This window comes from Pararoseomonas sp. SCSIO 73927 (assembly GCF_037040815.1).
In the GTDB taxonomy this organism is placed as follows: Bacteria; Pseudomonadota; Alphaproteobacteria; order Acetobacterales; family Acetobacteraceae; genus Roseomonas.
Map to the genome: position 1 here is coordinate 2,921,670 of NZ_CP146232.1, position 17,280 is coordinate 2,938,949.

At 65.7% G+C, this 17,280-nt stretch carries 15 protein-coding genes; 5 read left to right on the forward strand and 10 right to left on the reverse strand.

Annotation, left to right across the window (positions count from 1 at the left end; genetic code table 11):
• The first annotated feature begins 377 nt into the window (after positions 1 to 377).
• Together VQH23_RS13670 and VQH23_RS13675 are read left to right on the forward strand one after the other, a co-directional pair.
• Positions 378 to 2,357: a nuclease-related domain-containing protein gene (locus VQH23_RS13670; RefSeq protein ID WP_338661286.1), complete on the forward strand. Its 1,980-nt coding sequence runs from the start codon at positions 378 to 380 to the stop codon at positions 2,355 to 2,357.
• Positions 2,358 to 2,764: 407 nt separating this feature from the next.
• On the forward strand, positions 2,765 to 3,211 hold the full coding sequence (locus VQH23_RS13675) for a CsbD family protein (RefSeq protein WP_338661287.1): 447 nt from the start codon (positions 2,765 to 2,767) through the stop codon (positions 3,209 to 3,211).
• A gap of 149 nt (positions 3,212 to 3,360) precedes the next feature.
• Here VQH23_RS13675 and VQH23_RS13680 read toward each other — a convergent pair whose 3' ends face one another.
• Complete coding sequence (locus VQH23_RS13680; protein ID WP_338661288.1) at positions 3,361 to 4,077, reverse strand: hypothetical protein; 717 nt, start codon at positions 4,075 to 4,077, stop codon at positions 3,361 to 3,363.
• A 225-nt stretch (positions 4,078 to 4,302) separates the two neighbouring features.
• On the opposite strand from VQH23_RS13680, the gene VQH23_RS13685 reads away from it, so the two are divergent.
• Entirely contained in the window at positions 4,303 to 4,875 is a 573-nt protein-coding gene (locus tag VQH23_RS13685; protein ID WP_338661289.1) for a hypothetical protein, read from the forward strand.
• A 46-nt stretch (positions 4,876 to 4,921) separates the two neighbouring features.
• Here the strand turns inward: VQH23_RS13685 and VQH23_RS13690 are convergent, their stop codons facing one another.
• From VQH23_RS13690 to VQH23_RS13700, 3 genes are read right to left on the reverse strand one after another with little or no spacing between them, the layout of a single operon-like run.
• Positions 4,922 to 7,414 (reverse strand): SH3 domain-containing protein, encoded by a 2,493-nt coding sequence (locus VQH23_RS13690; protein ID WP_338661290.1) that lies wholly within the window; start codon positions 7,412 to 7,414, stop codon positions 4,922 to 4,924.
• Positions 7,411 to 8,217, reverse strand: a complete 807-nt coding sequence (locus tag VQH23_RS13695) for a PP2C family serine/threonine-protein phosphatase (protein WP_338661291.1) — start codon at positions 8,215 to 8,217, stop codon at positions 7,411 to 7,413. Before VQH23_RS13695 ends, VQH23_RS13690 begins: the two co-directional genes overlap by 4 nt.
• Positions 8,214 to 8,891 carry a VWA domain-containing protein gene (locus VQH23_RS13700; RefSeq protein ID WP_338661292.1) on the reverse strand — a complete coding sequence of 226 codons (678 nt, stop codon included), beginning with the start codon at positions 8,889 to 8,891 and terminating at the stop codon, positions 8,214 to 8,216. Before VQH23_RS13700 ends, VQH23_RS13695 begins: the two co-directional genes overlap by 4 nt.
• A 175-nt stretch (positions 8,892 to 9,066) precedes the next feature.
• Between VQH23_RS13700 and VQH23_RS26615 the strand changes: the two genes are divergently transcribed.
• Entirely contained in the window at positions 9,067 to 9,753 is a 687-nt protein-coding gene (locus VQH23_RS26615; protein WP_408904208.1) for a DUF4236 domain-containing protein, read from the forward strand.
• A 220-nt stretch (positions 9,754 to 9,973) separates the two neighbouring features.
• Here VQH23_RS26615 and VQH23_RS13705 read toward each other — a convergent pair whose 3' ends face one another.
• From VQH23_RS13705 to hxsA2, 5 genes are all read right to left on the reverse strand, one after another.
• On the reverse strand, positions 9,974 to 10,483 hold the full coding sequence (locus VQH23_RS13705) for an SHOCT domain-containing protein (RefSeq protein ID WP_338661293.1): 510 nt from the start codon (positions 10,481 to 10,483) through the stop codon (positions 9,974 to 9,976).
• 103 nt (positions 10,484 to 10,586) lie between these two features.
• On the reverse strand, positions 10,587 to 10,739 hold the full coding sequence (locus VQH23_RS13710) for a hypothetical protein (RefSeq protein ID WP_338661294.1): 153 nt from the start codon (positions 10,737 to 10,739) through the stop codon (positions 10,587 to 10,589).
• A gap of 227 nt (positions 10,740 to 10,966) precedes the next feature.
• Positions 10,967 to 12,157, reverse strand: a complete 1,191-nt coding sequence (hxsC, locus tag VQH23_RS13715) for a His-Xaa-Ser system radical SAM maturase HxsC (protein ID WP_338661295.1) — start codon at positions 12,155 to 12,157, stop codon at positions 10,967 to 10,969.
• Positions 12,154 to 13,611 (reverse strand): His-Xaa-Ser system radical SAM maturase HxsB, encoded by a 1,458-nt coding sequence (hxsB, locus tag VQH23_RS13720; protein WP_338661296.1) that lies wholly within the window; start codon positions 13,609 to 13,611, stop codon positions 12,154 to 12,156. The genes hxsC and hxsB overlap by 4 nt, the downstream gene beginning before the upstream one ends.
• A 361-nt stretch (positions 13,612 to 13,972) precedes the next feature.
• Positions 13,973 to 14,251 (reverse strand): His-Xaa-Ser repeat protein HxsA2, encoded by a 279-nt coding sequence (hxsA2, locus tag VQH23_RS26620; protein ID WP_408904209.1) that lies wholly within the window; start codon positions 14,249 to 14,251, stop codon positions 13,973 to 13,975.
• 765 nt (positions 14,252 to 15,016) lie between these two features.
• Between hxsA2 and VQH23_RS13725 the strand changes: the two genes are divergently transcribed.
• Complete coding sequence (locus VQH23_RS13725) at positions 15,017 to 15,436, forward strand: hypothetical protein (RefSeq protein ID WP_338661297.1); 420 nt, start codon at positions 15,017 to 15,019, stop codon at positions 15,434 to 15,436.
• Between the two features lie 82 nt (positions 15,437 to 15,518).
• On the opposite strand, the gene VQH23_RS13730 is transcribed toward VQH23_RS13725, so the two are convergent.
• Positions 15,519 to 17,249: a class I SAM-dependent methyltransferase gene (locus tag VQH23_RS13730; protein ID WP_338661298.1), complete on the reverse strand. Its 1,731-nt coding sequence runs from the start codon at positions 17,247 to 17,249 to the stop codon at positions 15,519 to 15,521.
• Positions 17,250 to 17,280: the final 31 nt, after the last annotated feature.

Consider the following 17,280-nt stretch of genomic DNA (forward strand, 5'->3'; position numbering starts at 1 on the left):
TTGTACACGGCTGATTACAGTTCGTCCCGGTCTTGGCCATTGGAGGTGATTTTACGATCGGGGAGGCGTGGCTCAGCGCGCGCGCATCGATGCAGACGGTAACGTTGAGCTAGGATGGAACAGTCGAGTGCTCCAAGGAACGGCGTCATGCACGCCCCTCCCAACTCGAGCTATATCGCAAGCAAGCCAGAGTTGCGCTACAGATACCGCGGCTAAGCAAGGAAGACAAAAAATCGATGGTCCGAGAGTCCATTTTTAGCGCAGCAGCCAGGACGAGGAAGTCCGCCCCCCTCCTCGCGCATCTAAGGACTTTAGAGCTCACTCAGGCGCACATCGACCAATTGGCCCACCTTGTGAGGTTTTCCGGGACTCTCATCTTGCAGCGCTCCGACGCTGCGGCCCAAACAGAGCGTGACGTGTTCCTAAGCGATCTTCGCAGCTATTTGGCCGATCACCATCCCGCAGCCGACCTTGTCATTCTCGATCAGGCGTTGAGGCTCTTGCGTGTGGCCGAAGACGGGCACCATCGGATTCTCGCTTGCCTGTCGCGCATGCCGTTTTCCAAGAACCCGCCGGAAATACGCGCGGCAGCGGTTGTAAGCCGTATGGAAGTCAATCTCGCTGCTCTCATGGCCGACTTGCACGCTGCCGTGCACGCGACTAGGGGAATAATGATGCCGGGCGGCCCAGTGTTGCAGGACGCAACAGGCCGGATCTTCCATGCTGACGACGTGGTGACCAACATGGTCGTGTCACTCGGCGGCACGCTGTCCATGGAAGGTTACGCCAACGGTTGGTTCGACGCAGATGGGCATCTTATCCTGCCGGACCTACCTTTGGTAGATAACAATGACATCATGCTCGCAGGTCAGAGTGAAGCGCTTTCGGCCTCCTGGATCAGGTGGACGAGGATGCACGAGACTGCCCGCTACGGCCTCACCGATATCGAAGTTCTCGAGGGCGGAAACCTCCCCAGCGAGGCCCCGCCATCAATCAAGCTCGTTTATGAGCGGGAGCCAAGTCGCGATACGCTGGACTACATCGCCAATGCCAGAACAATCGACCGGGAAGCTATCGCGATCGCGGCACTTCATAACACTTCCGACCTCTCCAACGTCTGCAAGGGTATCGAGGGGACAATTGCCGCAGCCCCCACCGAATGGATCTCATCCGAAGAGTTGACCAACAGTCTCTCGCTCAGTGATACAGTCGGCTACGAAATTGTTGGCGACACCGAGCGTCCGGGTGGTCTCCGGCTCGTCCAGTGGGTCCGCGGCTACGCTTGTTTAGCCTCTCTCGCCTCGGCTCTTACCGAGAGCACGCCTCCCAAGCTCATCCGCGTGCCAGAAGAGACCTTGACCGATATACTTACGCGCGCGTCCCTTTCTTCTTCCGAAGCCGCAACTTTTCTCGACGCGGTCAGTTTCGGCCGTTCCTCGCGCGATCTCTTTGACGCGCCCATCGTGCGTACCGCTACAGACTGGCTGCTCATTGGCCCAGCGCTGTCAGCCCCTCGCATGGCCAAGATTGTCCCGTCACTGCTTGCTTCTAGAAAGGTCCAGCTCCGGCGCAAGGGCGCCGCGTTTGAGAAACGCGTACTAACCTTCCTTAAAGGGAAGGGCTTCGACGCGAGGAATATCAAGGTCAAGCGTGGCGGCGAGGAATACGACTATGACGTTGTGTTCCCCTGGGGTGACCACATCTTTCACTTCGAGTGTAAGAACCACGGCCTATCCGGTAACGATCCGATCCAGGCTCACCACTTCTTCCAGGAAATCGTCTCCGACATAAAACAGGTTGAAAGGCTGCGGAACGCGCTTGCTAAATGGCCGGATATCCTCATCGGCACCTTCGGTGCTAATGCGGCCGGGAAGGAGGTCATCCACTGCATCCTGGAGAACGAGACCTACTGCATCCCAGGCGGCATTGACGGCATCTACGTCTACGACTGGTCGGCCCTGACACGGTTCTTCGAGGACGGATGGTTCAGGGTGTCTCATACCCACCAGTTCCCAGACAATATCAGATTGCAGAACCGCGTTAGCGTCGCCCCTATATGGTCCGGCGATCGTCCGGCGCCAAAAGATCTGATCGCCCAGTTGGAAGAGCCAGCCCAATTCCGCGTTGTCTCGCACCATCTAGAGTTAGAACAGGTAGCTTTCCCGCTCGACGAGGCGACGATGGCCGTCGACACTCTCCTTAGGCGGCGGCCAGCCGATGTCGCGAGTATGGCCGAGGCGCTCGGTGGATCTGGACAGGCCGTCCAGGATCAATTGGCGAAGGTGGATGCGCAGATCCTCAAGGAGAGAAAAAATATCGAGGAAGGCATTAAGAACGAGCCGGAGACGCCGACGTGAACTCGCCATTCACTTCGCCAGTGATCCCCGCGGAAAAGCGAGGCTGAAACTAGACGACATACGAGGTCTGACTCGAAAGGTATGGTGAGAGCTTCGGCTCGGAATGCGGCTCGGCTGCATAATGTGCAGCTGCTTCTGGCCGAACGCCTGCCTTCGAGCCTGTCGACATTACCTCCGCACGACGGCGTCGGGTGGAAGGATGTCGAAGTGCTTTTGGCCGCTCGAGTCCGCTTCGGTCTTTCATACGCGACGAAGCGGCCAGTCTGCTCTCGGCCAGACCCAGCCAAGACGACTGAGGCAACTTGTGCGGCCGATATGCGCTCGCGGGAGGCAGCCGCGCAGCGGCTGGCGGGTGCCTCGGCCGATCGTGGCCACCTGCTGTCGAGGATGGATGGGAGACCGGGAGTATGGACGAGGATCGTATCGGCGGCATGGCCGACAAGGCCGTGGGCACCGTGAAGTCGGCCGCGGGCGACGTCACGGGTGATGCCAAGCTCCAGGCCGAGGGCACCAAGGACAAGGTGGTCGGCACGGTCCGCAACACGGTCGGCGGCGCCAGGGACGCGGCGAGCGACGCCGCCGAGGCTGTGTCGGAGAAGGTCTCCGACCTGGGCCAGCGCGCCAGCCGCGCCATGGAAGGAGGCGCCGGTCCGCTGCTGGATCAGGTTGGCCGGAAGGCATCCGAGTACGGCAGCCATGCGCGGGACGTGGTCGCCTCGGGCGCGGAGAGCGCGTCCAGCGTGGTGCGCGGCTACCCGCTCGTAACGGTCGGCCTCGTTGGCGTGCTGTGCTTCCTTATCGGCCGTGTCACCGCGCCCGAACCGAAGCCCTGGTACCGCCGCGACTGGACCTGAGGCGAGGCATTCTCCCGATCAGGGTAAAGGCTCACGGCTAGACAACCCGGATCAGGTCTCCGCCCTAAGCGGGGCCGATCCGGGATTCTGCTGGACTGGTCTGCCGTATGTCCTCGTCAGGCAGACTAGGCGGGCGCCGATCGTCGGCGCTACGCCGCCTGTGCATTCCAGGCCGCCCGGATACGCACCTCAACGATGTCGGCCACCTTGGTGGCACGGCCGTGCTGCAGGTCTCCGTAGTCTCCGCGCTTCCAGGGACGGCTGGGGACGGTCAGCAGGTGCACCCGATAGCCGTGGGCGTCACGCGGAAGGACCCCGCTCACACGGTACGCGGGATAAGCATCGATCCGCCGATCGAGATCCTTGCCGACAAGCGCTCCGTCCGGCATCTCGGGGAAGCGGGGCCGCTGCGTCTGCCAGAGATTGAGATCCAGCAGCAGCGGACCGTTCGCGTCGGCGATCTCGACCATGGCATGCAGCCCCGGGTGGTCGATACGGGGGTCGGGCAGGCCGAGGCCGAGGTTTCCCGCACGCCAGATCGGCTTCCCATCGGCGTCGAGCAGGACGACCAGGCACGCACCGTACACGACACGTGCACGGAGACCGCGGCGGCGCAGAAGCTCGGCTGCCGTCGCCGAGGACCAGACGCAGCGGGCCTGCTCCTCGTCACACCACCATTCGGTGCAGCGCATGGCCGGATACAGGTGCTCGGCGATGTCGGCCACGGCGGCCTTCGTCTTCCGGCTTGCGCGCATCCCGCCGGGATCCGTCTGGATCGTGGCGGCGCTGCGCGGAGCAGTCGGAAGCACCGGGGGCGTGAGGGCGACGCGCGGATCGGGCGGCGGAGCGGAAAGCAAGCGGATCATGATGGATCTCCTCGTGTACGTGCACGACGGGAGGTCCGAACCTCAGCCGTCGGAACCCCGCTGAACGGGGGCCGACGCCTCTAATATCCACATTCTTGGGGTGCACAACAGTGCTGTTGGGGTCGGCCCAGCCAGGCCCAACCGCTCAGCACTGTTGACAGAATCTCGTTCTCCGGTCTCAGCCACATGCATCGTCGCTGGTAGAGGTGATGGAGGAGAGACACGATGCGGACGGCACCGAGACCGACGTTTCCCGAGGGCAGCCTCCTGTCCGCCATGGTCGGCGAGCATGCGCCGATGGATGTCCGGCGTGCTGCACGGCGTCTGCGTTCGGAAGGGGCGCCTGCAGTGGCAGTCGACGACGAGATTGCTGCCTTGGCACGCGGGCTGGGCACCTCTGATGTATCGCGCTCACCTGCTGTGCTGGACGTCCTGCCGCCGCTGTTCTGGATCGAGGCCCGGCGGGAGAACGACGCCGGTAGCGTCGGTTGGGTCGCCGAGAAGAAGGGGGCCAGCCTGTCCATTCGAGGCTTCGAGGTCGCCTCGGACCCGACGGCCGTACCCGAGCTACGTGGAGCCGCAACGTTGGCGTTCGGCGCGGGCATCCAGGAGGAGGACGAGGAGATCCGCTACGCGAGGGGTCTGATCGCGGCCATCGCCTTGCCGGAGGTGCTGGCTGGGATGGGCGAGGCTTCCCCTGTCCTGGTGCTGCCAGCCGACCCTTCCGCTGGAGATGCAGGGATCCTGCGAGGCATCAGGCTGTCTGTCGCGCTGCCGCCGGATGCAGCACCGAACTGAGACGCCACCGGCTTCCTGATGGCATCGTCAGCGTCGTCGACGCTATCTAGGGAGCGGCGTCGACGAGGCCCGAGTACACCCATCCCCACGGTTCTTCCTCTCCGACCTGGACCCATCCACTGCTCCGGGAGAAGACCCGTAACCTGGCCCCACTCGGCGCGGTCCGAACCACGGCTGCCGTCCCGCTCGATCCCGCCCGGACATATCCGGCCTGCTTCATGACGACGTGCTCGACGGCATTCCCCGGCCTCGACGCCGCCGATGCCGGGTTGGAGATCTGAGGAACAGGGGGACCGGCCACAGGCGGAGGTGCCTCGACCGGCTCGGTCCTCCATGGCTGCGCGGGGCGCGCAGGCTCCGTCACCTGGGGCGCGCGTTCCACCGGAGCGGGACGCGCGACCTGAAGCTGCTGAGTGGGTGCTGAAGGCGGCGGCGAGGGCGATGGCATCGCGACGGGGGCCGCTGGCCTGACCGTCGCCACCTGGGGTGGACTGTAGCCGGAGGTGGATGGCGACCCTCCGATTCCCGTGACGAGCGCCAGGGCGGCAGCCGCCCCGGACATGGCGAGCAGCCGCTTGTGGGTCGTCCGATCCTCGGGCACGACGGCAGCGTCGGCCAAGGCCTGGGCGTACTGTGGGCGCAGTTCCGCTGCCCGTCCTTCGAGGGCCTGCCGTCTGGTCGTGTGGGAGGCCACCGCTGCCCGCAAGCGGGCCAGTCCTGTCGCGACCTCCCGCTCCAGCTTCGTCCTCTGCGTGGCGATGTCGCGCTCGACCACGGCGATCTCGGACGGGGACACGCCCCGGCTCGGGTCGAAGCGGAAGGTCATTTCGTGCATCTTGCGCCAGGCCAGGAGCTTCGAGACTGTCGCGGGGCCGAACCCGGGCACGGCGAGCAGACGCTGGCTGACGATGTCGCTCGCCGTGTCGATGCCGTGGCTGGCCAGGGTGGCCACCCGCGTCGGACCGATCCCCGGCACCTTGGCGTTGGCCAGCGAGAAGTGGTCGAGGTGGTCCTCGAGCTGCTTCTGCCGCCGCTGCTCGTTCAGCTTCTGCAGGCGCCTGGCCCGCTCGTCCGGCAGGGCATCGTGCTGCGCCTTGAGGCGCTGCAGGCCTGCCCGGATCTCGGCAGCACCCGGTCCCGGAAGGGGAGCGATCCAGGCCCGCTGGAGCGCTTCCCAGTCCCGCTTCACGGCAGTCAGCTTCTGCTGGAACGGGTTCTGGCGGGTCGTCCCGCCATTGCGGTGGATGATGAAGGCCAGCACGCCGATGGCGGGCACCATCAGGGCGCGGAGATCGGGAGGCGCGATGGTGAGGGCGGCGAGCAGGCTCCCGCCGACGGACGCCCAGGCCGCCGTCTTGAGGCTGCCCCCGACTCCAGCCAGTGCCTGGGCCGGACTGGATGGAGACGGGGCTGCGCCGGGTGGAGGTGGACAATGTCCCAGGGATGGCGGATCAGGGACATTCGACACCTGCTGCCAGAGGGCGGCCATGCCGGTGGCGCCGACCGTCGCCCCGGGCTTGAACACGACGGGGAACAGCGTGATCCCGCTGGCATTCTCGATGGCGCACCAGGGGCAGGCGCTCAGGCCCTTCCGGTAGAAATGGGCACCATTGGCAGCGCATGACTTCAGGTCGGACGCCAGTTCGCCCAGGGCGGTCACCCAGCGGTCCGCGTCGGGGCGCCCGCCGCGGACCGCCTCGGGGGCAAAGGCCTTCTCGAACAGGTCCTGGATGGTCGGCGTCAGCGCATCGATCGGTAGGCTGCCCGGAGGAGGCTCCATGGCCGTCCGGGACCGGTCCCGCGAGTATGCGTAGCGAGATGCCTGGATGGCGTCTTCGATCGAGGGAGGCTCGCCAGCCCCCTTGTAGCGGCCCGCGAAGGGGTGGCGGGCGATGCAGAGCAGCTGGAAGATGATGACGGCCAGGCCGAAGCTGTCCTGGTTCGGCGTCCTGGTCACCCCGGCGTAGCTGGTGCGGGCCTGCATCTCCGGCGGCTGGTGTGTGCCGACGCCCACCTCGCAGTACCACGTCTTCCCGCCCTGGGTGACCTGGAAGCTGTCGCAGTCGATCATCCGCACCGTGGCGTCCTGACCGACGACTAGGTTGCCGTGGTTCACGTCGCCGATGACCAGCCCCGCCGCATGCACGGTCGAGAAGGAGCGCGCGGTGTTGGCGGCCGCGTGGATCAGGAATCGCCAGTCGGCGGTCGGGAACTCCTGCAGGCGGAGCTTGGGACCGTACAGCTTGAAGACCGGCTCATGTCCGCCGACCTTGGGCATGGTGAAGCCCGCGACCGTTCCCGACGGGTCGTGCAGGGTGCCTGTTGGCCATGCAGCGATCTTCAGGAGCGGAGGGGTCGCCATCCCTGCCATGGCGGAGAGCTTGGCCGCGTGCTGGCTACTGGGCGGTTTGAGGTAGACCTTGGCGACCGCGTCAGGCTGGCCGACGACGTCGAAGACGGCCCCCTCGCCACCGCGGCCGAGTTCCTTGCCCAGGGTGATGGGATTGCCCCGGGCATCGAGCAGGCGGCCCGGTGTCACGCGGTGGCGGCCTTGGCGGGCGGCAGTGCCCGGGTGGCCATGACCAGGGTCTTGTCGTCGTCCGTCCGGCGGTTGACGTGGTCCGACCCGAGATAGGCCACCAGCCCCGGTGCCGGTGCTCCTGACCTGTCCGGCTCGGTGCCTGCCAGCCACTCGAAGATGGGCCGGAAGGCCGGGCCGTGGACGGTCCTGGCCGACATGTCGAGCACGAGGCGCTCGATGCCATCCGAGAACAGGGCGATCTCGTCCATGGCGGGCTGGACGTCGAACTGTAGGACGCGCTCCGCCCCGTCCTGGGTGATGAAGTACGTGCTGTTCGCGTACTCGCCGTGCTGGGGCCAGAAGATCCAGGAGTACCCGGAAGCCTCATCGCTGGAGACCACGATGGCGCCGTCCCCGATCTGGACGTAGGCCGCCGCGTCAGGACCGACCACGGCGCCGAGCAGGGTACAGGCGTAGTCGTTCGGCTCGGCACCATCCTGGGCGGCACGGGCACCGATCGCGTCCCTGACGTCGTCGAACCACTCGTCCACGAAGTCGCGGTCGATGGCCTTTAGGTCGGGCGACGCCGCCGCGGCCTCCGCGAACCGCCCCAGGAAGCTCTCCACGACCAGCGCTGACCCGACATCGGACCGCTTGGCCGTGCCCGCCCCGTCGCTCACTGCGACGACCAGGACCTCCGTCCCGTCGGCCCCCGTCACCACGCGGCAGCCCCCTGCGTCTTGGCAGGGGGTGCCGTTCTTCTGGTGCGAGGTGCCGATCGAGGAGGCGTAGGCGGTCCGCCAGTTCCGCCCGGTGGTCACACCGCGGACCACCCGGAGGGCGGCGGCAGGGCGACGAGCTGGCCCGGCTGGGACCGCGCGACACCGCCGAGGGAGCTGGACAGCCAGGTGAACAGCTCGCGGAAGCTGAGGCCCTGGAGCTTCAGGGGCGGACGGTTCGGGCTGCAGATCTGCCCGAGCTTGCCCATGTCGGCACCCTCGACGCCAACCGCGAAGAAGGAGAAGGCCTTCCGCTCTGGGCTGTCGCCCTGGCGCACGCGCTCGGCGGCTGCGGCGTAGTGGTCCGTCGGCGCCCCGTCGGTGATCAGGAAGACCCAGGGACGGTAGTAGGCCACGCCCGCCTGCTTGTAGACGGCCTTGCGGGTCTCGAGCATGTCGAGGCCCTGCATGATGGCCGACCCCATGGGGGTGTCGCCCCCGGCGTGCAGGGTGGGCGGCTGGAAGAGGTCGGCGGTCTCGAAGTCCGAGAGCACGTTGACCGGCCCGAAGGTCATCATGGCGACCTCCACCCGCTGGGAGGCCATGGCGTCGCCGGTGAGTTCCTCCTTGAAGGTCCTGAGGCCGTCGTTCAGGGCCGTGATCGGCCTGCCGTTCATGGAGCCGGAGGTGTCGAGGAGCAGGAGGCAGGGGCACCTCGGCTCGGGATTCTCGATCAGGCTGGGGGGGACGAAGGGGATCTGGTCCGAGAAGCTCATGGGGAATCCTGCCGGGGGACGGGCAGGATAGACGCTCGACGCACCTCCGCAATAAGTCGGCAGTGGAACGGCGGGTGATCTCCAGAGGACCGGGGTGTCACATCGCGGAGCGCCGGACCGCGGCCCTTCTTGTCACGCCCAGGGGCACGTGCTGACCTCGCAACGGAGGAACCGTATGGGCTGGCGCTTCAGGAAGTCGTTCAAGATCCTGCCCGGGGTACGGGTGAACGTGGGATCGAAGGGCATCACGAGTTGGTCCTTCGGCGGCCGTGGCGCACGGGTCAACGTCAGCAAGCGTGGCTACACCACCACCTACAACTTGTTCGGGACGGGACTGACCTACAGGACCCATATGCCTCGAACTCGGCCTGCCAAGCCTGCCGTGGCGGTGCGGGCCACACCTCAGGTGGCCGCGCCTCCCCCGCCCTCCCCACCATCGACCAGGCGAAGCCCGGTCGGCGTCTATGCCCTGGTCGGGGTGGCGGCGCTGGTCACCTACATCGTGCTGAAGCCCGAGCACCTGCCATCTCAGGCTCCGGCCACGGCGGTCCAGTCGGGCTACCGCGCCCCAGAGGTCCAGCGCTCGGCGACACCGTCGATCCCCGCCACGGTGACTCCCGCTGCCGCGGCAACAGGGAGGGTTGCTCCTTCGCCCGCGCCCCCGAGTTCTCCCTCGCCGGGGGAGGTCATCACGACAACCGGCGCCAACGTCCGGTCGTCGGCGTCCATGTCCGGATCGATCGTCCGCGTCCTCGATGCTGGTGCCCGGCTGCAGGTAGTGGGCCAGGAGGGAAGCTGGCGACGGGTAGCCGACCCGGGTGGCGAGATCCTGGGATGGGTGCATAGTTCCATCCTTCGCTAGAGGCCGGTGACCATGATAGGAGGTGGCGAGACGCGTTGAGCAAGTAACGGCTTCGTACGGCGGCAGGGCGAACAGCCAGGACGAGGTTCGTCGTTACGAGACGGCGGACCGCCCCGATGGTCCAATCATTCGGGCGCGGCGTCCTCGTCTCAGCAATACGGAGGCATCTTCCGAACATGCATCTGAAGCGTGAGGAGGTCGCCCCCGAAAGATCGTGAGCTTAGCCGCCGAGAAGGCGAGCCTTCGCGCGCTCGAACTCGTCGTCGGTCAACACGCCTGCAGCCCGAAGATTAGCGAGTTGCTGAATCTGACTTGGAAGGTCAGTGGTTAGGCCTGACGGCGGTGCCGAAGTTGGCGTGGTTGCTTTGGGTTGCCGGAGATCCTCGACCATGCGGTGGACCTCATCAAAAACTGCCTTCGCCTCGAATGACTTGAAGCGCAGCTCGTCGTGGGAAGTATGACAGGTGAGCACCCTGTGCCCCATAAAGGAGCGCGTCTCGACCGATGTGATTTTGTCCAGGGGAATGGTCTCGAACACCTCCCCAAAGAATCCTTTCCTCACAAAAGCTACCCGCTGATCGGTAAGCAGGAATGCTCCGTTATGCTGGGTATTCTTGCCCTGTCCCATCACATCGCCAATCCAGCCTGGCATTGTGGCTAGGGCCTTCTCCCCGTCCTTCGCCTTGTTGCGAAGGAAATGCTCGAGATGGGTGTTGTGCGAACCCAGCATTATGCTCCCTCCTCCCTGAATATGATCGCGTCGAATGCCATGCGGCTCGATGGGTTCGACGTCGCGCAATTCGGCCCATCGTGGCTGCGGCTGCAATGGTGCGCTAGATGACGCCATTCGCGACGCTCCCCATTACTGCTGGACCATAAAGTAGCAGGTCGAGAGCCTCGTCCACCGCGGCCACGATGACCACGTTGCCGAGGATATCCTCAACGTTGCTACCTTCTCCATTGAGGGCGTCGCGCAGCAGCAGCACGGCCGATTCATTTCCCTTACAGAGGTCCCTCTCCCGTTCTGCTGCCAGCAGCGGATCCGGCCGCGAGGGCTGGCAGCATCTTGCAAGGCACCAGGGCTGCTTGAGGCTATCTCGCCGAATACAGCGCCAAGCCGAGCCGGTCCGAGCAAGACGTTACGAACACCGCTTTCCAGTCATGGATTCGGATCCTGCCCGCATTGCGACCAGTTGCTGGCCCTCGCCGTTCTTCACGAAACAAAAGAAGTCACCTGACTGACGATGGGCTGGATACCTCGACTGAACTTGGTCTTCCCCGTTGTGAAGAAGCCTGCACAACGTTCGGCCGCGGTGCAGGGAGAGCAAACCTCCGGCCGATCGTTCTTCCAATCGGAGATGGAGCGAACAGCCCAGGGCCGGACCGGCTGGGGAAGGACGCAGAGCGGCAGGTTGTAGATGGAAGTTCGGATCCCGGCCTCGGTCAGGACTGCGACGCCGTCCGTCAGTGCAGGTCCGTAGTCGAGCGGATCCATCCAGAGCCGTGCATGGTTCGCGAGCGCGAAGCCAGTGTCCTCCATCCCCATGAGGGCGACGTGATCGACGAACGGAAGGTTCCGTGCGAGCCATGCGCATGTCTCCGCGAGGCGTGGCGCGGTAAGGGCATGGAGCACGACCCGGATTTCGACGCGCTGGCCTGCGTCCTTCATCCGAAGCACCCCCAGGACCGTCTCGTCGAAGGCGCCCCGGGACTGGACGACATGATCGTGGATCGTGTCCACTGCCGAGTAGATTGGGATACCCGCCCACAGATCGGGGTGCCGGAGAGCCGCCCAGGCCTTGACCACCTCCGCGCGGGAGAAGGCACGCCCGTTCGTCAGCACGTGCACGCCCGCTCGCGGCAGGACGCGGCCGACCTCACCTAGGAGGGAGATGAAGCGGTCAGCTTCCAGCAGGGTCTCGCCTCCCGTGAAGCCGACCGTCTGCGTCGCCGGATCGATCAGGGGCAGGCAGTCGCGGATCTCGTCGATGATCCAGCCATCATCCACGTTCCGAGGCGGTTGCGAGCACATAAGGCAGAGGTGATCGCAGCGCTCCGTGACAAGGAAGGCATTATGCCGCGACTTGGCGCGCCACAGGACACGCACACGGCCAGTAGGAACATCGAGTGCGAGGATGTCGCCCGGAGATAGATGCGAGAAACGGCCATCGAGGAAGAGACGACGCCCGTTATCACCGGATCCGCGTTCCTCGAGGTCAATCGCGACCGATGTCTCGAAGCCTTGCGACGAGGCGAGCACCGCCTGCTCGGCTGACTGAACCAGAGCTGAATCGGCTCCATGGGTGGGAGCATCGCCGGGGTGGCGAAGGCGCAGCAGCGTCCGACGGGAGCTTTCGGCGAAGCCGTTCGATCGACCAGTTCCATGTAGCGCAAGCGGAGTCATCGGGACACCCAGCTCCGAAGGACAGCGGCGTCCTTCCCGCCGCGATCCAAGATCTCGAGGAGGAGACGGAGGATGCCTTTCTGCCGGGCGCAGAAGCCCGATAGCGGCTTGATTCCGACCGCGTCGCCCTGGGTTGCGTGATGGTAGACGGGGTCCGCGCCGCAATGGGCTTCATAGGCGCAGGTGGCACACTCGGGCGAGGTCTGGGAGAGGGTACCGCCGACAAGGTCGATCAACCGCTCCGAGGTCACGAGGGAGGCGTAGTCGGTTTCACCCAGCTTCCCCAGTTCAAAGGTGCGGTCTCCCATCTCGGCCAGCATGCGCCCCTCGTCGGACGCGAAGACCTTGCCGTCGTAGTTGTAGACAAGGGCGCCGATGCCGATGCCAGCCGGACTACGCAGGTCCACGTAACCGATCGGCTGATCGGTCAGGATGCGCTGCAGGAGGAGGGAAGCGTAGAACTCGGGGAAGCGGATACCCCGATGGTTGAGGTCGAGGATGTGACGGAGGCCGCGCTCGTAGAACGCAAGCCAACGGTCACTGTCGTACCCATCGTACCACCGGGTCTTCATCGCGAAGCCGTAAGGAGATAGGGGGCGCAGGAAGACCCCGTCGAGTCCGAGACCGACATATTCGTCGATGATCTCCTCGACCCGGTCGAGGGATGCATCCGTAGTCGTCATGAGGGCACCGACGCGATCGCGTCCTAGAACCTCCTGGACTCTCTGGATACCGGCGACAGCAAGTGCATGGCTGTTCCCGCCAGGCCGGGGGCGATTGCGGTTATGCAGATCGGCCGGACCGTCGAGGGAGGTCGAGAGATGGATGTGGTGGTCGCGGCAGAAAGTCAGGATCTCATCGTCGAGCAGAGCAAGATTGGTCGCGATGACGAACTCGACGACCTTGCCCCGAACCGTTGCCATTCTCTCCGCGGCCTCTACCGCGAAGCGGATCAAGGGGAAGTTCAGAAGCGGCTCGCCACCCTGGAACTCCACCTTGATCGCCTTCGACGGGGAGTCCATCGCGACCTCAAGGGCGAGGAGAGCGGTCTCCTCGCTCATGTCGTAGCGCTCGGCTCCCGTGTTCCGGCGGGAGACCTGACAATAGGGGCAGGAGTGCTCGCACCGGAGCGTGACCACGAGGATGTGGAGGGCCGTCGCATCCCTTAGGAACGCCATCCGGCTCCGAAGGCGAAGTGCGAGGAGCTGCAGTGGCGCCTTGGCCCCCTCGCGGGCAACCAGGAGGCGCTCGGTAGCGCGCTCGTATAGGCCGTCGCCGGGACGCAGAGCCAGGGCGACAAGACGGTCCAGTTCCGCTTGGCTCAGGACGAGGAGATCGCCGACAGCATTGGCGACGACCACCCGTCCCGCGGAAAGCCTCTCGAAGCGTAGCGGGAGTAGTGAGAGTTGCCCATCGCCGGGGGCATAGGCATCAATGGTCTGGAAGCGCGCCACCAGGACTGTCCTTGGACGAGAAGCGTGACGGTCTAGCTGCTGGCCGATGCCTTCGCATCGCGCGCGAGAGCACCGAAGGCTAGAGCGACAATGACATCGCGCAGGCCCTGCGTTTCTCGCCCGACCCGCGCTCGTAGGTTCTCGTCATTCAGCACTGCCAGGAAGTGGGCACGGAGTGTCTCATCCGTGAGGCCCTTGCGGCGACCGTGTGCAGTCGCCTCGAGCCGACAGGCCCACCTGCCATCCAGCCAGTCCACCTGGCAGGTAGCCAGTGCTGCCACGCGATATGCGGCTTCTCGAAGCGGCCCTTCCGGTTGGGCCTCGGGTGCGAAGGTCAGCACTAGCTCAGACAACGTTGGGACTACCGGCTGGAGTAGTGGGAACGATGCGACGAGTGGGAGCTGTGGGAGACGTGCGATGAATGCTGGGCGACAACCGTACCGTCCTCGGCGCGCGTCACAAGGAAGCCCAGGAGATCGTCTCCGGACACCACAATCTGGTTCGGGATGATGCGGGACACGCCAGAGCGGTGACTCTCGTTGCTCTCAGGCGCGACATCCGGCGTACGGGCCGCATCAGAGGTCGTCGGCAATGCGGCAATCGCGGCCGCAAGGGACAGAAGAGGGATGTGCTTCTTCACAGTTGGACTCCGCTGAGCGGAGATAACGTTCCCGTTATCAGGAATGTTCGTCAAGGTAGAACGTTCCGGCTTGTCCCGGAAAATTCAACCTGTGGTATTCACTCCATGCCTGGGCACCACCGAGATGACGTGCCGGTAATTTTGCTGTCTTGGTCAGTTCCAGCTTCTCCGAACAGAACCGCTATGCCCGGAAGCTTGGCCTAGGTCTGTCATCCTGTCCTGGGCTTTTGTTCTTGCTTTGTTCGGATTCGGCCATCTAGGTTCCAGCTGATGTTGAAGCCCATCCTCCTCCCTCGTTCGGCCCCGATTTGGCTCTCGCGGGGAACAGCCGCCCTGGCGGTCGCCCGCCGGGACGACGCCATCCGGCGTGGCAGGCCGGATACAGAGACAAGGCACTGTGTACGGTCCACGATCCTGGCTGCCCATATTGCCCTGCCGCAGCCCATGATCGATCAGGCAGTCAGTTGGGTGATGGCATGGAGGGCGCCTCGGCTGGCGTCACCACCCGCTGAACTGCTTCCGTCCGGCCCGCCACGTGGCAGCCTCGCGATCGAACTTGCAGCAAGGGGAATTACCGTTGGCGTGCTTGCATGCGCGAGCAGCCCACCTTCCATCCTCCTCGCTGCCGCAGAGTGATCGGCCATGTCCGCTATCAAGGGATCTCCGAGGGGAGAACCTGACCCGAGGACGTCGTCGCCAAGCTACGCACCGGTGCCACCCTTTCCGGATCTGGAGGGCCTGTCGCCTGAGGAACGCCAAGCAGCCGTGCAGCGGCATCAGGTCGAAGTCGACCTCTGGAAGCTGCAGGTGACGACGCTGACCGAACTCGCGAAGGCCGGAGCGGAGGCGTCACGTCTAGCTGTTGGCCAGGCGCTCGTCGTCAACGCAGGAGGCGCGGTCGCCCTTCTCACCCTGCTCGGCAACATGGCGGGGCGGGGAGCGGCGACGATCGAGAGCCTGCTGCCGCGTGTCGGACCCTCGTTGCTTGCCTACGCGGCAGGAGTGATGCTGGCGCTCCTGGTGTCTGCCTGCGTCACCCTCTCCCACAATGCAGCAATCCGTCTGCGCGTGGCTGCGTCGAACCGCTGGAGGATCGCTGCCTGCGGACTGTTTGCATTCAGTCTGGGTGCGTTCGCGACTGGCACGATCACGGCGGCGCTTGCCCTGCTCTGGCCGTTGTGGTGACCGACCGGATGGAACCGTGGCGGGCACCATCTCGCAGGGGGAGGTGGCAGTATGGTCTCCGAACGGCTCCTCGCCCTTGTCGCTACGGCCGCCAATGCCACTCCGGGATCCCCTGATTCTGGCGCAGACGCGTTCGCTGCAGTCCCATGGCGGCTTGCACTTCGCGGACCGCCGCTGGTTCAGAGCTTTCCAGTCCAGGTAGGCTGGCCCGGGCCTCGGAGGCGAAACGCACGGGCAGAATGCCATCCTCGCGCTGGAGGTAGGCCGCGGACCACCAGTCCATGATCGCCGATCCAGCTCGCTGCAGGGCCTCAGCAGAAGGCAGCCGTTCACGCTTGCTATGCTGGTTCACCCGTCGGTGGGCGGGCATCAGGTTCCAGAGATCGCTGCACGGCCAAGCCGACCATGGGAGGCAGTGATCCACGTCCAGGGTCTCTGGCGCCAGTCGCTTTCCGCTCCAGACGCAGTGGATGGCGGCCCCACCCTCCATCAGCGCCAGCGCCCTCGTCCTTGGTATGGCGACGTCGCGGGCGGGATCGGACCAGGTCATTGCCGCCGCCATAGCACCGACCTCCACCGTCCTGCCCTGGGCGGCGGCGTACCCCTGCATGAGGCGCATCCATTCGCTGACGAGCGCCGGTTCCACCCAGACCGCAAAGCGCTGCATCGCCATCCACAGGTGGCGCGGCACCCGCATCGTGCCGAAGCGGGCGAGGAGGGCGCCGTCGACCAGCAGCCCTCCGGAAGGCCTGTCCGCCCGGGTGCGCGTAGTCTCGAGGATGCGGGCGCCGCCAGGGTAGGTCAGGTAGTGAGCAGGCATGCGGACGATGTGGTCCGCGGCCTCGCGCAGAGCGCCGTGGAGTGCGTGGGCGGCAGCCTCCCCGAGGACGGCGCCCACCCTCAGGTCCAGGGGGGAGAGGGCGCCCGCCTGCAGCGCCTGCCAGCCCGGCCCTGCGAAGCCCAGGCCCTCCGCACCGCGGCGGTTGCCAGGGGCCTGGGGCAGCTCGGCTTTGGCCAGCGGCAGGTAGAGCCGCAGCCAGCTCAGGGCGACCAGTCCCAGCGGGAGGCGGACGTGGTCGTCGCCGTCCTCCACCGCCAGCCCGGCCGAGCCGTCTGCCGCCCGGCACAGGGCGCGCAGGAGGCCGAGCTTGTAGGTCGCGCTCTTGGCGTCCTGGAGAATGAGGTGCCGGAGGAGCGGCAGGGCGCCCGTCCCATCGTCCGGCAGGCGGAGCACCACGGCCGTCCAGGAGATGTTCGGGCGCCCTTGGAGGTCGGGGGACGCCACGGCCCGGACGACCTGCATGCCGTGGCCCCGGGCCAGGGCTTCCACCTCGGCCAGGGTCACGGGATATCCACCCCGACCATCGTCGGGGCCATGGCGAAGCGTCATGGCCAGCAGCCCGCCGGACCGCAGGAGACCGACGATCTTCCGGAAGGCCCGCGGTCGGTCCGCCGGGGCGACGTGCTGCCAGACCGCGCTGAGGGATACGACGTCGGCGGCGAGGCCAGCACGGGAAGCTATCGTCAGGCCTGGGAGGCTGTCGGCCAGCCAGCGGATCCTGGGAGACGTGTGCCGCTGCTCGGCCTCTGCCCGCATACCGGATGACGGCTCTATGGCGATAACCTCGTATCCCGCCTCGGCGAAGGCCCCGGCGTCCCGTCCGGTTCCTGCACCGACGTCGATGACCAGGGCGGGTGGCCTGGGAAGCAGGTCGGCCAGCCAGTCCCGGGTGACGGTCGGAGGCACCGCCTCATACGCGGCCGCCAGCCGGGCGGCGTTGGCATCGTACCATCCGATGCACGGGAGGCTCATGGCGTTCCTTGGCGCAGATACCGTGCCACTT